Raw genomic sequence first — 14,145 nt, 5'->3', positions numbered from 1 at the left:
GACCTGACGATACAACGTCGCGTGACTTACCCTAAGTTGCGCGCGAACCTTCGCGGCACGCGATGGCTGACGGCACGACGTTGTATGGATGTCAGAGGATTGAAATGAAAGAAGAACTCTCGGGTTCCAATGGAAGCTGGATCGAACGATTTCGGGGCCTTGCGCAGCTCCCACCCGATATTCGCGCGGACCTTGTCAGGGGAAGCCAGGTCCTGTCGGTCGCGGCAGGGACCCAAATCTTCCAACCCGGACAATCTGCCGACAACCTGCTTTTGTTGATCAACGGTACCGTGCGGGTTCAGCAGCGCTCTGAGACGGGCAGAGAGATTTTTCTTTATCGGGTGCATGCTGGCGAAAGCTGCGTTCTGACGACCGCCTGCATGCTTGCCTTCGAAGATTACTCTGCCGACGGCATCGCCGAAACGGATGTCACCGCAGCCGCCATTCCGCGCAAGGCATTCGACGATCTCCTCGCCCGGTCACCGGTCTTCCGAGAGTTTGTCTTCGCCGCTTACTCCCGTCGTATCACGGACCTTTTTGCTTTGATCGATGACATCGTCTTTCAGCGGATGGATGTTCGGCTTGCCGAGCGGCTTCTCGAACTGGCGGGGCAGACTGACACTGTTCACGCGACTCATGCCGTCTTGGCGACGGAGTTAGGGACCGCACGCGAGGTGATCTCTCGAACTCTGTCCGAGTTTCATCGCCGCGGATGGGTCGAGCAGACGCGTGGAGCAGTACGCATAACTGACCGTCCGAGCCTTGAGCAGTTTGCCCGATCAGCGGGCGCAAACTGATCTGCTGTGCGGGCAGAACCAACGCTTTGTGACCTAGTCACCGTTGAGCCGCGATGTTTCGTGAGATGATCGGTCTCGAAATGATTCGAGATGGAGCATGACATGACAATCAACATGGGCAAACTTGACCGCGGCCTACGCCTTGTGGCGGCTGCACTGCTACTCTGGGTCGCCTTCGGTTCGACGTTCGCGGCCACAGGCCTCCTAAACTGGCTCGCCATCGCGGTCGCGGCGATCTTCACGATCACGGCTTTGCTCGGCAACTGCCCGCTTTATCGCATTGTGGGCCTCAAGACCTGCCAGGATTGCTAGAGATTAACTTGCCACATCCCGCGCCGGGTAGACACCTATTGGCGCCGCTGAATGAAACTGTTGGACCTGGCGGTGTGCCCCATCGGCTCGCCGCCTGTACCTGTCTAACCATCTGATCCGAGACCCTGAATGCGCAAGCTCTCCGACTACGTACCGATTCTCGATTGGGGACGGCGATATAATCGCGGTGCATTTTCAAACGACTTGATTGCGGCTGTGATCGTCACGATCATGCTGATCCCGCAATCGCTGGCTTATGCGCTTCTGGCCGGTTTGCCGCCCGAGGCCGGGATCTACGCATCGATCGTGCCGATCATCCTCTATGCAATCTTTGGAACGTCCCGCGCGCTCGCGGTTGGACCAGTGGCAGTGGTGTCGTTGTTGACCGCGTCTGCCGTTGGGCAGGTGGCGGAGCAGGGGACGGCGGGATATGCGATCGCCGCCCTGACACTGGCGTTTCTTTCTGGCGGCTTCCTTCTGCTTCTAGGCGTCCTGAGGCTGGGGTTTCTTGCGAATTTTCTAAGTCATCCGGTTATCGCGGGCTTCATCACGGCGTCCGGTATTCTGATCGCGACCAGTCAGTTGAGCCATATTCTTGGCGTTCCGGCTGGCGGCCACACCCTGATCGAAATGGGGGCGACGCTCTTGTCGCATCTGGGGCAGGTCGATCCGATCACCCTTATCATCGGCGGTGCCGCGACAGCTTTCCTGTTTTGGGTCCGAAAGGGGTTGAAGCCGCTGTTGCGCGCCCTGGGGCTTGGCGCGCGGGCTGCGGGTGTTTTGACCAAAGCCGGGCCGGTTGCGGCGGTCGTGGTGACCACGGTCGCGACTTGGGCCTTCGGCCTGGCCGACCAGGGTGTCGCCATTGTCGGCGCGGTGCCTCAGAGCTTGCCGCCGCTGACCCTGCCGGGGATGTCACCGGACTTGATCCGGCAACTCGCCGTTCCGGCGATCCTGATTTCGGTAATCGGCTTTGTGGAATCGGTTTCGGTCGCGCAAACGCTGGCGGCCAAAAAGCGGCAGCGGATTGACCCGAACCAAGAGCTCATCGGCCTGGGCACCGCCAATCTGGGGGCGGCCTTTACTGGTGGTTACCCGGTGACGGGCGGATTCGCGCGATCGGTCGTGAATTTCGATGCGGGTGCGGAGACGCCCGCGGCCGGCGCCTTTACGGCCGTTGGCCTGGCGATTGCGGCCCTCGCGCTGACACCGCTGGTCTATTTCCTGCCCAAAGCGACCCTTGCGGCGACGATCATTGTCGCGGTTCTGAGCCTGGTGGATTTCTCCATCCTTAAGAAAACTTGGGTCTATTCGAAGAGTGACTTTGCCGCCGTCACCGCGACGATTCTACTAACACTCGGCGCCGGTGTCGAAGTAGGTGTTGCCAGTGGTGTGGTGCTGTCCATCGCGCTGCATCTCTACAAAACATCCAGGCCGCATGTCGCCGAGGTTGGGCTTGTTCCCAATACGCAGCACTTTCGCAATATCCTCCGCCATGAGGTGAAAACCGACCCGGGCGTGCTGACACTGCGCGTGGATGAGAGCCTCTACTTCGTCAATGCCCGGTTCTTGGAAGACTTGGTTCAGGATCGGATCGCCGAAGGCTGTGAGATTCGCCATGTTATCCTGATGTTCTCTGCTGTGAACGAGGTGGATTATTCGGCCCTGGAAAGTCTCGAGGCGATCAATCACCGGCTCACCGATCTGGGTGTCGGGCTGCACCTGAGCGAAGTGAAGGGGCCGGTTATGGACCGGCTTGGGAAGGCGCATTTTCTTGATGCCCTGAATGGAGAGGTCTTTCTGTCGCAATATGATGCGTGGACCTCGCTCAAGTCCGATGAGGCGGTCGAGTAGGCGCGTCAGATCAGTCGCGACGCTCCCAGACAGACCTCGGGGGCCATTACGTTCGGATGTTGACCCAAGCCCGTCAGATAACCGCCTTCTCGACGATCGGGGCGTTCTGTCCGATGCGATCAAAGCTGAAAGGGCTTAGATCAAGGCTACGATATTCACCATAGGTCAGCCATTCGGCTGTTCCCCGCCCCATTGCCGGAGATTGCTGCAATCCGTGCCCTGAGAACCCATTAAGGAAGACAAAATTCTCAATCTCCGGATGAGACCCCGTGATCGCGTTGTGATCAAAGGTGTTCATCGCATAATGCCCGGCCCATTCGTTTTGAACCTTAATGGCCTCGAATTGCGGAATGCGCGTCGCCAAGATGGGCCAAACATGATCGGTCCAAATCCCGTGGTCCATGGAGAAGTCATCATGGGTTACCGCTGGATCGGCGTCAGAATGGCCGCCGCATTGATAGGTACCGCCGCCATTCTCGCGCACATGAACGCCAGACGGATCGATGGTCAGCGGCAGATCGCGGTCCAGCGGCGTCTCGGCTTTGAAGACCCAAGAATACCGTTTGCGTGGTTCAACAGGCACGTCGATCCCAGCCATACGCGCGGTCCGCGCGGCGCGTGGGCCGGAGGCGTTCACCACCTGACCGCATGAAATGACGTCACCTGATCTCAATGTCACACTGTCCACCCGTGTGCCGGAGGCGTTCTTGGTCATCGCGACGACCTCATTGGTCACATATTCGACGCCTCGCTCGCGGGCTTGCCGACGCCACCAATCGAATACCGTCGCCCCGTCCCAATAGCCTTCGTCAACGAGATTGATAGAGCCAAGCAAGATGTCATTGGTATTGTAGAACGGATATGCCGCCGCGATCTCCTCAGGCGTCATCAGTTGCGTGGCGGCACCAGCGGCAAGTTGCACCTTTTGGTTGGCGCGCAGGACGTTGGCGAACGCATCTGTGTCGGCCAGGTACATGTACCCAAACGAGCGGATGGAGAGCGCGGGTACCCGGTCATCTCCTCCCATATAGCTGCGGAGATTTTTCACAAACTCGGCGGCAAACTGCGAAATGCGGACATTCAGCTTGGTGCTGAATTGTTGCCGCATGCAGGAGTTCGTGTGGGTCGTCGATGCGGTTTCATAAGTCGGGTCGCGCTCTACGACCAAAACAGAGCCGTTAAAATCCGGATTATCCGATAAAAACCAAGCGGTCGAAGACCCCATGATCGCGCCGCCAATGATGACAACATCATAGGAAGATTTGGTCGGCGATGCCGAAACCTGACCATTTGCCATCAGAAGACCTCGCCCAGTTTTGCCCGAGTCAGGATGTCAGTGATTTGCGCGTCGGCAAGCCCATAGTGCTCTGCAGCAAACTCCGCTGTGATATAGCCATACGCCAAATCGCGTTTGATATCGTTCAAGGACCGGTCCTTCGGTGGGCCATATCCAGCCCCGCCCGGGAAGGCCATGCAGACGCGTTGGCCGTGGGCAACGAACTGCTTACCTTTGCCTTTCATCGGAGTGCCGTCATCCTGCGCAATGCGGGTCGGCGCGCCATCTTGGCCACCTTGGCGTCCGTGGGCGGGGTGATCGACACGATCCAACATGGCGGAAATGTCGAACTCGTGCCCGTCGCGCGCGCCAACCTCCATGAATTGTCCCAGCCCGCCGCGATATTGACCTGCGCCGCCACTATCGGGCCTGAGCTCTTTGCGCCAGATGATCACAGGGCCAACCTGCTCCGTCGCCTCCACCGGCATGGTCATGACGCCCGAAGGGAAGGCGGTTGCATTCATCCCATCAAGGGTCGGTCGCGCGCCTGAGCCGCCGGAGTTGAAGGTCAACACCTCGGCCCGAACCGCATCTGCTGGCGCGGGCGCATCCATGCGTGGCCTCAAAGAAACCTGGAAGTTGCACAAGCATCCCGCCCCTTCGGCCGGCACAACACCGGGCAGCAATTTGTCGAGCGCATCATAGACAGTATCGGGGACCATATGGCCAATGACGTGCCTGAGCGCGACCGGAGCCGGGTGGACGGCGTTCACGATCGTGTTTTCTGGGGCCACGATTTCAAAGGGCGCGAGCGAGGCCGCGTTATTGGGAATCTCCGGTGCAATCGCGCATTTCAAGGCATAGCAAGCATAGGCTTTGGTGTAGACCAGTGGGACGTTGATGCCCTTTTTGTCGATGCCACTTGTTCCCGCCCAATCACTCAAAACCCGGTCTTTTTCGATGGTCAGCCGGACCTTGAGGTCGATAGGTTTGGAATACCCATCAATCCGCATATGGCCATCGGCTATACCGGGTTTGAGCGCGTTGATCCGTTCCAATGTGGCCTGACGTGAGTTGGTCAGGATGAAGTCGGAAATCCCGCGCAGATCGGTCAGCCCGAACTCAGCCATCATATCAATCAGGCGTCGGTGACCGATCTCGTTACAATTTGCCAGGGCATAGATATCGCCCACCAACTGATCCGGTTCCCGAACATTCCCGCGGATGAGCGACAAGAGCGTCTGATCGACCGTGCCTTTGTCCGCGAATTTCATGATCGGGATATAGAGCCCTTCCTCATGCACATCATTAGCGTCCGCTCCGAAGCCACGCCCGCCGATATCGGTCACATGGGCGGTGCAGCCAAAGAACCCGATAAGGGCACCTTCATGAAAGGATGGGGTGACGACGGTGATGTCATGCTTGTGACCCGTCCCCTCCCAAGGATCATTGGTGATGTAGATATCGCCCGCCGCCATATTCGCCGGGCCGATCCGCCGAATGAAATGGCCCACCGCATCGGCCATCGCGTTGACATGGCCCGGTGTACCGGTGACGGCCTGGGCAAGCATCTCGCCCTTTTCGTTATAGACACCAGCCGACAGATCGCCCGCCTCCCGCACAGAGGTGGAGAACGCCGTGCGGACCAGGGCTTGGGCCTGCTCTTCGACGACGGAGATCAAGCGGTTCCACATGACCTGATAGGCAACTTTGCTGTGATCAGGCATGAGTTGTCTCCTCGGTTGTCTGCGGCATCGACGCTGAGCGGTCTTCGTTGGTCTTCAGCCGGACATCCAATGTCCCGTCCAAATGGGACAGAATTTCGCGGCTGCTCGGCACGACGACGCTGGTCTCGTCTTCGACAACGATGGCGGGGCCTTCTGCGATCTGCCCTGGACGAATGTCGGATCGGTTTACAACCGTCGCGGTGACCTGAGAACCGAGGCCGGGGTCGAAGAGATGCCGCTGTCCCGCAGTGTCGGCGGGGCGGGTGGCGTCAACCGCGCCAATCGGCTGGGCTTCGCCGGGTTGTGTATAGGCGTTGACCGACCAGACGGTGATCTCAACTTCCAAGCTTTCAACGGCCCGCCCAAAAAGATTGGCGTAGTCGGCTTCGAACAGGGCAAGAAGCGTCTCGGCATCCGGATTGGCGGCTTGCTCAGCGGTCAGTTGGATCGGAATTTCCCATCCCTGGCCCGCATAGCGCATATAGATTTTGTGGTCCGTGAGTATCTCGGCGGTTGCATCGCAGGATCGGACGAACCGCGTCGCTTCCTCTTTCATATCCGCGAAGAGCTTGGTCACAAGATCGGGGTCGAATGCCGAGAGACGCATAAAGACGGAACGGTTTGCCTCAAAACTAAAGGGCGCTCTGAGAAAGCCGATGGCGGACCCAACCCCGGCCCCTTGCGGGACGAGGCACCGCGCGACACCAAGTTTTTCGCAGAGCCGCGCCGCGTGAAGCGGGGCCGCGCCGCCGAAGGCGATCATCGTATATTCGCTGAGGTCTTCGCCATTCTCCACCGCATGAACGCGTGCGGCGTTGGCCATGTTCTCATCAACCACTTCGGCCAGGCCCCAGGCGGCCTCGCGGGGATCCATGTCGAGCTTCTGACCGATCGCCGCCTGGAAGCGCCTCGGCGGCGTTCTTTGGGTGGAGCGGAATGGAACCGCCTGCGAAATTGTCGGGATCAAGCTTGCCAAGCACAAGATCCGCGTCGGTGACAGCGGGCTCAGCGCCGCCGCGACCATAACAGGCGGGGCCAGGCTCGGACCCTGCGCTTTCTGGGCCGACGCGGATTTGGTTCATCGCGTCGACATGAGCGATTGATCCACCGCCCGCGCCAATCTCAACCATGTCGATCACCGGGATCGAAATCGGCATGCCGGAGCCCTTTTTGAAGCGATATGTGCGGGCCACTTCGAAGACGCGCGCGGTTTTCGGCGTCTGGTTTTTGATCAAGCAAATCTTCGCCGTTGTGCCGCCCATATCAAAGCTCAGCACCTTGTCGAGCTGGTGTTTCGCAGCGATATCGGCGGCAAAAATCGCGCCGCCGGCCGGGCCGGATTCGACCAGACGCACAGGAAACTCTGCGGCGCTCTCTAAGGACATAATCCCGCCACCCGAATGCATCAGGAACACCGGGCATCCCGCGCCTTCCGCAGCTAGGCGCTCTTTCAAGCGGCCAAGATAGGATTTCATCAGCGGCTTGATATAGGCATTGGCGATGGTGGTGTTGAAGCGTTCGTATTCTCGCATCTGTGGCGAGACGTCGGAAGACAGAGAGATCATCGCACCGGGAAGCTTCTCCGCCAGAACCTCGGCGATCAGACGTTCATTGACATCGCTGACATAGCTGTGGAGCAAGCCGACCGCGATGCTTTCATAACCCGCTTGGTCCAGCTCATCGGCCAGCGCCTCAACTTCGGCGCGATCAAGAGGCCGCAAAACATCGCCCCTTGCATCAATGCGCTCGTCGACGACATAGCGGCGATTGCGAGGCAAAAGGGGTTCTGGAAGGGTCAGGTTTAGATCGTATTGCTCGAACCGGCTCTCGGTCCGCATCTCGATCACGTCGCGAAAGCCTTTCGTGGTAATGAGAGCCGTCTTCGCGCCGCGCCGTTCGATCAACGCATTGGTCGCGAGGGTGGTTCCATGAATGATTTGACCAATCTCGTTGGTTGCAATCCCCGCCTTGCCGCAGACTTGGTGCATCCCGTCAATGATCGCATCTTCGGGGGCGGCATACGTTGTCAGAACCTTGGTCGAATATCGGGTCCCATCAATCTCAAGAACGACATCGGTGAACGTCCCTCCGATATCGACGCCCAAACGGGTTGTGACGCTCGCCATTCTGTCAATCCTCTCGTCTTGGTTGAGGTCATCCTAGACACGCCGAACAATTCAAACAAATTATTATATTGGATCGAAACGATTGAAATTATTGATCCTGAGCCGTTGGCTGGAACGCCTGAGAGATTTGCCCCGCCAGTTCCGCGGCCTGCGCGACATAGGACGGCGCGGTCTCGCCATCGTACCGGGCGCGGAACCAGAGCGGCTCCGGAACCCAAAGATAGCGAAGAGGGGCCAAGACACCTGATTTGATATCGTCGCGCACCATCACCTCGGGCAAACAGGCAATGCCAAGCCCATTACGGGTCATCTGAAGGCAGGCGGACATATTGGTCGATGCCACGAGCCGGACAGAGGTTTCCGGTAGTTTCTGAACGTGATCCTTCAACTGTTCATAGGGCAGCGTGCCTCGGGCATGTGTGAGTATCGGGCGTTCCGCCAAATCGGCCATCGACAAGACGCGGTCGGTGAAGCCGAGCTTGGGTTCGGCCACCCAGATCATATCGAAACTCCCCAACTCGATATTGGCGGAGGTCTGTCGATTGAACGGCCCGCTTTGAAGCGCCAGGTCGATGGATCGGTTGAACAACGAGGTTGAGAGATTGGCCGAGTAATCGACCGTCAAATCCACGTCGATGTTCGGAAATCGCTCCGTCAGCGCACTTAGAAAATCGCCAAGCCAGGAATGCACGATCATCTCGGTGACGCCGAGGCGCAGTACGCCATCGAAGAGGTGCTCATCCCCTGCGGCCACAAAAAACGCGTCCATTGATTTGAGGACATCCCGCGCCTTGGCCAGCAAGGTCTCGCCAACCGGTGTCAGCCGAACGGATCCGGCGTCCCGATCCATGAGCTTCAACCCAAGCTGCTCCTCAAGTCCAGCAATGCGTGAGGAGATGTTGGGCTGTGTCGTGTGAAGTTTTTCGGCGGCCCTGCGAAAGCTGCCGAGGTCCGCCACCTGCACAAACGCTTCAAGTTGTTTCAAGCTGATCTGTGCCAAAGTCGCCTCCGATAGCCTGCTGACCTTAACGCCAATCGCTGAGATATGGCCACCACGTTCGCCAATAGACCTGTCGGGACGACGGGTTGCATACATGACTATTTGCGGCTTCAACTAATCGAAACGGGGAGGGTTGGGCCGATGAACATCGCCGATTGGCTGCACCGAGTTGCGCAGACGAATGGCAACGCGCCGGCTTTGTTGCTGGGCGATCAGGTTGTTGCAACCTATGAAGATTTTGCCCGGCAGGCCGCAGGTCTGGCGACGGCTCTTCAGGCCAGGGGTGTCGGTCCGGGTGATCGAGTCGGCTTGTTTATGAAGAACTGTCCGGACTATCTGACGGTCTATTATGGGGTTTGGACCGCGGGCGCGGTAGTGGTTCCAATCAACGCGAAGCTGCATCCGAAAGAAGCGGCGTTCATCTTGCAAGATAGCGGCGCAAGCCAAGTATTTGTCACGCCCGACCTTGGTTCAGACCTGGCCGAGGCGACAGACGTGCCTCTGACTGACATCAGTACCGATGCGTTTGCGGACATGTGTGCGGCGCCACCGCTCACCACCGTCGCGCGAAATGCGGACGACCTCGCTTGGCTGTTCTACACCTCCGGCACGACCGGACAGCCGAAAGGTGTTCAGATCACGCATGGGATGATCGCCGCCACCTCGCTCTGTTACCCCGTCGATGTCGATCCGGTCAGCGCCGAGGATGCGGCCTATTACGCCGCGCCGATGAGTCATGGGGCCGGGATCTATGCGCCCATTCATGTGCGGATGGGCGCTCGGCACATTTGCCCGCTCTCGGGCGGGTTCGACCCGATCGAGCTGTTGGACCTGTCGCAGACCCATGGCCCAACATCGATGTTCATGGCTCCTACGATGGTGCGTCGTCTCATCGATACGGCCAAAGCCAGCGAGAAGACCGGGGAAGGGATCAAAACCATCGTCTATGGCGGCGGTCCCATGTATCGGGCGGATATCGAAGAGGCGGTGGATTGGTTCGGCCCGAAATTCGTGCAGATCTACGGCCAGGGCGAATGTCCCATGGCGATCTCGGCGCTGAGCCGCGCGGAGGTCGCGGACCGGACCCATCCAAATTGGCGGGCACGTCTTGCCTCGGTCGGTCGCGCGCAGTCGCAGGTTGAGATTGCAATTGCGGGGGCCAATGGTGCGCCGCTGCCCAACGGTGAGGTCGGCGAAATCATGGTGCGCGGCGCGCCGGTGATGCCCGGCTATTGGCGCAATCCGGAGGCGACAGAGGCGGCGCTGAAAGACGGTTGGTTGATGACCGGCGATGTGGGTCGGTTGGACGAGGATGGATATCTGACCCTGCAAGATCGGTCGAAAGATGTGATTATCTCCGGCGGCAGCAATATCTATCCGCGCGAGATCGAAGAGGTCTTGCTGCAACATCCAACCGTCCATGAAGTGTCTGTTGTCGGTCGCCCCTCGCCGGAATGGGGCGAGGATGTCGTGGCCTTTGTGGTTTGTGCGCCAGGCGCCGACTTGGACGAAGCCGCGCTTGACGCGCAGTGCTTGGAGCAGATCGCGCGGTTCAAAAGGCCGAAGGCTTATATCGCGCTGCCGGAGTTGCCCAAGAACAACTATGGCAAGGTCCTGAAGACGGAACTGCGCCAGAGATTGGAGAGCGAGGTATGAGTGATCTCAGAGGCAAAACCGCCTTGGTCACCGGATCGGTGCAGGGGATCGGATTGGCGATTGCGGAGGCTTTGGCAAGCGCGGGCGCACGAATCGCGGTGCACGGGTTGGCGGGGGATGCGCAAATTCATGAGGTCTGCGAACATCTGCGTCAGCTGGGCGCGCCGCAGGCCGAATTCTTCAACGGAGACCTGCGCCACCCTGACCAGATCGCTGCGTTGATGGAGGCGGTCGCGGCCTGGGGCGGGGCCGATGTTTTGGTCAATAACGCGGGCGTGCAACATACCGCACCCCTGGCCGAGATGCCGCGCGAGATGTGGGAGGCGATCTTGTCGGTGAACCTCTCCGCCGCGTTTCACACGATGCAAGCCGCCATGCCGATCATGGCGGAGCGGGGATATGGCCGGGTGATCAATATCGCGTCGGTGCATGGGTTGGTCGCCTCGAAAGACAAAGCGCCCTATGTGGCGGCGAAATTTGGGTTGGTGGGGCTTAGCCGGGTTGCCGCCCTGGAATATGCCGCAGCCGGGTCGAAGGCTTCGGGTGGTGTGACGGTCAACTGCATTTGCCCAGGCTGGACCGAAACCGCGATCATAGAGCCGCAGATCGAGATGCGCGCCAAGGCCCATGGCGGGGATCGGGAGGCCGGGGTCGCGGAGCTGTTGGCGGAGAAACAACCCAGTTTGCGGACGTCTGACCCGGCTGAAATCGGCGCGCTGGCACTTTGGCTCTGCGCGCCGATTGCTCATAACGTCACGGGCACGTCGATCCCGATTGATGGTGGTTGGACGGCGCAGTGAGCGCTACCCCGTCCCGACCCGCTCCGGCGTGACAGACATGGATTTGACGATGGCGTGCAGGGGCATACCCGGTTCGAGTGCCAAGGCGCGGACCGAGCGTTTGGTGACCCGAGCCACCAATATTTGGCCCTGGTGATCAAGCCGCACCAAAGCGCCGGACCCAGGGCCGGGCACGATGCTCACCACAGTGACAGGCAGCACATTCAGCGCGCTGATCCCCTGCGGCGCTTCACGCATCAACATCACATCGCGCGCATCCAGCCTGACACGTAGTTGGTCCCCGGCGGCCCCAACTTGACCGGGGAGCCAGATCGGCTGGCTGCCGATCCGGGCTTCGGTCAGGCCATCGGCCGGGTCATGACCAGCAATCGTGACGCTGAGAATCGCGCCCGCCAGATCGCGGCTGATCTGGCTGTCGGTTTCGCCGCCCGCAATGATCTCCGCCGCTGGGCCGATGCTGCGCATTTGCCCTTTCTCCATCAGGACAATCGTATCGGCCAGCCGGGTCACCTCGGCAACATCATGGCTGACATATAGGATTGGCAGGCCAAGCTGATCCCTGAGCCGCTCGAAATAGGGCAAGAGTTCCGCTTTGCGGCGCGCATCCAGTGCTGAGAGCGGCTCGTCCATTAGCAGAAGATCGGGGCCGGAGAGCAGGGCGCGCCCAAGCGCCACGCGCTGCCCCTCGCCGCCAGACAGGGTTGCCGGGCGCCGGTCAAGCAGCGCGTCTAGGCCCAAAAGCGTCACCAGATCGTCAAAGCCGAGGGGCAGGGCGCGGGTTTTGGAGCGCGCTTGCCCATAGCGCAGATTGGCGGCGACGCTCAGATGCGGGAAGAGGCGCGGCTCCTGAAACACATAGCCGATGCGCCGTGCGGCGGTTGGGACGTTGATTTTGGCGTCGGTGTCCAAGACACGGTGTGTGCCGATCTCGATCACGCCCTCATCGGGTGTCTCCAGCCCGGCAATGACGCGCAGAACGCTGGTTTTCCCCGCACCCGAGGGGCCAAAAAAAGCTGTAACCCCATTCGGAATGGTGCAGTTGAGCGCCAACTCCATATCCGGAAACCGGTGGCGGAAAGAGAGATGCACGTTCATGTGCCGCGCACCCGTTTGGCCATACCACGCGCCATCCATTCCGACGCGATCAATGCCCCAGCGGAAAGCGCGATGGAGATCAAGATCAGCCGCAGTGCTGCGCCTTCCTGCCCCGGCACTTGGAGCAAGCTGTAGATCGCCGTGGGGATGGTTTGGGTCTGTCCCGGGATATTCGACACGAAGGTGATGGTTGCCCCAAATTCGCCAAGCGCTTTGGCAAAGCCCAAGATGGTGCCGGCCAGAATGCCGGGCAGCATCAAGGGGAGCGTCACAGTCGCGAATATCCGGACCCGCGATGCGCCAAGCGTTGCCGCGGCCTCTTCCAGTTTTGGGTCCACGGCTTCAAGGGCGAGGCGGATCGCGCGGACCATCAAGGGAAAGGCCATGATCCCGCAGGCCAGCGCCGCTCCGGTCCAGCGGAATGCGAAGGTGAGGCCAAAGACGGTTTCAAAGAACCGCCCCAATGGGCCTTGGGCGCCAAAGAGGATCAACAGAAGGTAGCCAGTCACGACCGGCGGCAAAACCAGGGGCAAATGCACGGCAATGTTGAGAATCTCGCGGCCCCAAAACTCCGCCCGGGCCAGGGCGAGCGCGACCAAGACCGCAAGGGGCAGGCTCGCCATGATCGCCCAAACCGCAATCTGTAGCGACAGGCCCACAATCTGCCATTCCGCCGGACCAAGCCCCAAGGTCATTGCGGCACCTCAAATCCGTGGCTTTCGAAAATCGCGCGGGCTTGCGGCGAGGTTAGGAAGTCGAGCAGGGCGGTGGCGTCAGGGTGGTCACTGCCTGTGATTACGGCGGCGGGATAGCGGATTGGGTCGTGCAGATGGCCCGGTATGTGCACGTCAATCGCCACCTGCGAGTCGGCCAGCGCATCCGTCCGATAGACAATCGCGCGCGCGACATCGCCCCGTGCGGCGAGGGCCAGCGCAATACGGACATTGTCGGTCTGCACCAATCTTGGCAGAAAACGATCCAATACCCCCTCGGCTTCGAGGGCCTGACGCGCATAAATCCCGGCGGGAACCGCGTTGAGCAACCCTGTTGCAATACGTGCGTCGTCGGGTAGTGAGCCGAGAGCTGTGGCTAAGTCCGTGTTGGTCTCGACCGCACCGATGGGTCCGGCCACGACCAGTTGGTTGGACACAATCACCTCGGTCCGCGCCGGGTCGATGGCTCCCTGATCCACCAGATGGCTGACCCAGGCTTCATTGGCCGAGATGAAGATATCGGCGGGCGCGCCTGCTTCGATCTGCCGGGCCAAGACGGCGCTGCCAGCGTAGGAAATCGCCAGCGGCGCGCCGTCCCAGGCCTCGGCCACATCTTCCAGCGCGTCGCGCATGCTGGCTGCGGCAAAGATCAGAAGATCTTCGGCCTGCGCCAGACTGGGCAACCCGGAGAATATCAGGGTCACGACCCCAAGGGCGCGCAAAGGGGCAAAGAGAGTATTCCGGCACATGGCGCAATTGCGCGTCAGATTTCCGGGGAACGCAACCACT

11 protein-coding genes and 1 pseudogene are annotated in these 14,145 nt (G+C 60.1%); 5 read left to right on the top strand and 7 right to left on the bottom strand.

Translation table 11 applies throughout. The annotated features are described in order from the left end of the window. Window positions 1-104 precede the first annotated feature (104 nt). From QTA57_RS03650 to QTA57_RS03640, 3 genes are all read left to right on the top strand, one after another. Window positions 105-797, top strand: coding sequence for a Crp/Fnr family transcriptional regulator (locus QTA57_RS03650; RefSeq protein WP_290153678.1), 693 nt, complete (start codon window positions 105-107; stop codon window positions 795-797). A gap of 114 nt (window positions 798-911) precedes the next feature. Next, window positions 912-1,109: a YgaP family membrane protein gene (locus QTA57_RS03645; RefSeq protein WP_290153676.1), complete on the top strand. Its 198-nt coding sequence runs from the start codon at window positions 912-914 to the stop codon at window positions 1,107-1,109. A gap of 129 nt (window positions 1,110-1,238) precedes the next feature. Continuing rightward, complete coding sequence (locus QTA57_RS03640; protein WP_290153675.1) at window positions 1,239-2,963, top strand: SulP family inorganic anion transporter; 1,725 nt, start codon at window positions 1,239-1,241, stop codon at window positions 2,961-2,963. Between the two features lie 73 nt (window positions 2,964-3,036). Here QTA57_RS03640 and QTA57_RS03635 read toward each other — a convergent pair whose 3' ends face one another. The 4 genes and pseudogenes from QTA57_RS03635 to QTA57_RS03620 all read right to left on the bottom strand — a co-directional run bounded on the left by QTA57_RS03635 (window position 3,037) and on the right by QTA57_RS03620 (window position 9,188). Further along, window positions 3,037-4,260: an NAD(P)/FAD-dependent oxidoreductase gene (locus QTA57_RS03635; RefSeq protein WP_290153673.1), complete on the bottom strand. Its 1,224-nt coding sequence runs from the start codon at window positions 4,258-4,260 to the stop codon at window positions 3,037-3,039. Beyond that, window positions 4,260-5,966, bottom strand: coding sequence for a hydantoinase B/oxoprolinase family protein (locus QTA57_RS03630; protein ID WP_290153671.1), 1,707 nt, complete (start codon window positions 5,964-5,966; stop codon window positions 4,260-4,262). Before QTA57_RS03630 ends, QTA57_RS03635 begins: the two co-directional genes overlap by 1 nt. Further along, a pseudogene (locus QTA57_RS03625) lies at window positions 5,959-8,092 on the bottom strand (hydantoinase/oxoprolinase family protein). Before QTA57_RS03625 ends, QTA57_RS03630 begins: the two are co-directional and overlap by 8 nt. A gap of 88 nt (window positions 8,093-8,180) precedes the next feature. Continuing rightward, on the bottom strand, window positions 8,181-9,188 hold the full coding sequence (locus QTA57_RS03620) for a LysR family transcriptional regulator (protein WP_290153669.1): 1,008 nt from the start codon (window positions 9,186-9,188) through the stop codon (window positions 8,181-8,183). Window positions 9,189-9,233: 45 nt separating this feature from the next. On the opposite strand from QTA57_RS03620, the gene QTA57_RS03615 reads away from it, so the two are divergent. Both QTA57_RS03615 and QTA57_RS03610 read left to right on the top strand, forming a co-directional pair. Further along, window positions 9,234-10,748, top strand: coding sequence for a class I adenylate-forming enzyme family protein (locus tag QTA57_RS03615; protein WP_290153667.1), 1,515 nt, complete (start codon window positions 9,234-9,236; stop codon window positions 10,746-10,748). Then, window positions 10,745-11,548, top strand: a complete 804-nt coding sequence (locus QTA57_RS03610; protein ID WP_290153665.1) for a 3-hydroxybutyrate dehydrogenase — start codon at window positions 10,745-10,747, stop codon at window positions 11,546-11,548. The genes QTA57_RS03615 and QTA57_RS03610 overlap by 4 nt, the downstream gene beginning before the upstream one ends. Before the next feature lie 3 nt (window positions 11,549-11,551). Here the strand turns inward: QTA57_RS03610 and modC are convergent, their stop codons facing one another. From modC to modA, 3 genes are read right to left on the bottom strand one after another with little or no spacing between them, the layout of a single operon-like run. After that, a complete protein-coding gene (modC, locus tag QTA57_RS03605) occupies window positions 11,552-12,643 on the bottom strand; it encodes a molybdenum ABC transporter ATP-binding protein (RefSeq protein WP_290153663.1) in 1,092 nt (363 codons plus the stop codon). Continuing rightward, a complete protein-coding gene (modB, locus tag QTA57_RS03600; protein ID WP_290153661.1) occupies window positions 12,640-13,338 on the bottom strand; it encodes a molybdate ABC transporter permease subunit in 699 nt (232 codons plus the stop codon). Before modB ends, modC begins: the two co-directional genes overlap by 4 nt. Then, window positions 13,335-14,105 (bottom strand): molybdate ABC transporter substrate-binding protein, encoded by a 771-nt coding sequence (gene modA / locus QTA57_RS03595; RefSeq protein ID WP_290153659.1) that lies wholly within the window; start codon window positions 14,103-14,105, stop codon window positions 13,335-13,337. The genes modB and modA overlap by 4 nt, the downstream gene beginning before the upstream one ends. Window positions 14,106-14,145 lie beyond the last annotated feature (40 nt).

This window comes from Fontisubflavum oceani (assembly GCF_030407165.1).
Classification (GTDB): Bacteria; Pseudomonadota; Alphaproteobacteria; order Rhodobacterales; family Rhodobacteraceae; genus Rhodophyticola; species Rhodophyticola oceani.
This window is presented reverse-complemented; position numbering and strand designations above follow the sequence as displayed.

What these genes read in the sequence shown, in the direction of transcription:
- modB (WP_290153661.1), bottom strand. Translation starts at nt 13,338, where the DNA reads ATGACCTTGGGGCTTGGTCCGGCGGAATGGCAGATTGTGGGCCTGTCG.
- QTA57_RS03630 (WP_290153671.1), bottom strand. Translation starts at nt 5,966, where the DNA reads ATGCCTGATCACAGCAAAGTTGCCTATCAGGTCATGTGGAACCGCTTG.
- QTA57_RS03610 (WP_290153665.1), top strand. Translation starts at nt 10,745, where the DNA reads ATGAGTGATCTCAGAGGCAAAACCGCCTTGGTCACCGGATCGGTGCAG.
- modA (WP_290153659.1), bottom strand. Translation starts at nt 14,105, where the DNA reads ATGTGCCGGAATACTCTCTTTGCCCCTTTGCGCGCCCTTGGGGTCGTG.
- QTA57_RS03650 (WP_290153678.1), top strand. Translation starts at nt 105, where the DNA reads ATGAAAGAAGAACTCTCGGGTTCCAATGGAAGCTGGATCGAACGATTT.
- QTA57_RS03635 (WP_290153673.1), bottom strand. Translation starts at nt 4,260, where the DNA reads ATGGCAAATGGTCAGGTTTCGGCATCGCCGACCAAATCTTCCTATGAT.
- QTA57_RS03615 (WP_290153667.1), top strand. Translation starts at nt 9,234, where the DNA reads ATGAACATCGCCGATTGGCTGCACCGAGTTGCGCAGACGAATGGCAAC.
- QTA57_RS03645 (WP_290153676.1), top strand. Translation starts at nt 912, where the DNA reads ATGGGCAAACTTGACCGCGGCCTACGCCTTGTGGCGGCTGCACTGCTA.
- QTA57_RS03620 (WP_290153669.1), bottom strand. Translation starts at nt 9,188, where the DNA reads ATGTATGCAACCCGTCGTCCCGACAGGTCTATTGGCGAACGTGGTGGC.
- modC (WP_290153663.1), bottom strand. Translation starts at nt 12,643, where the DNA reads ATGAACGTGCATCTCTCTTTCCGCCACCGGTTTCCGGATATGGAGTTG.
- QTA57_RS03640 (WP_290153675.1), top strand. Translation starts at nt 1,239, where the DNA reads ATGCGCAAGCTCTCCGACTACGTACCGATTCTCGATTGGGGACGGCGA.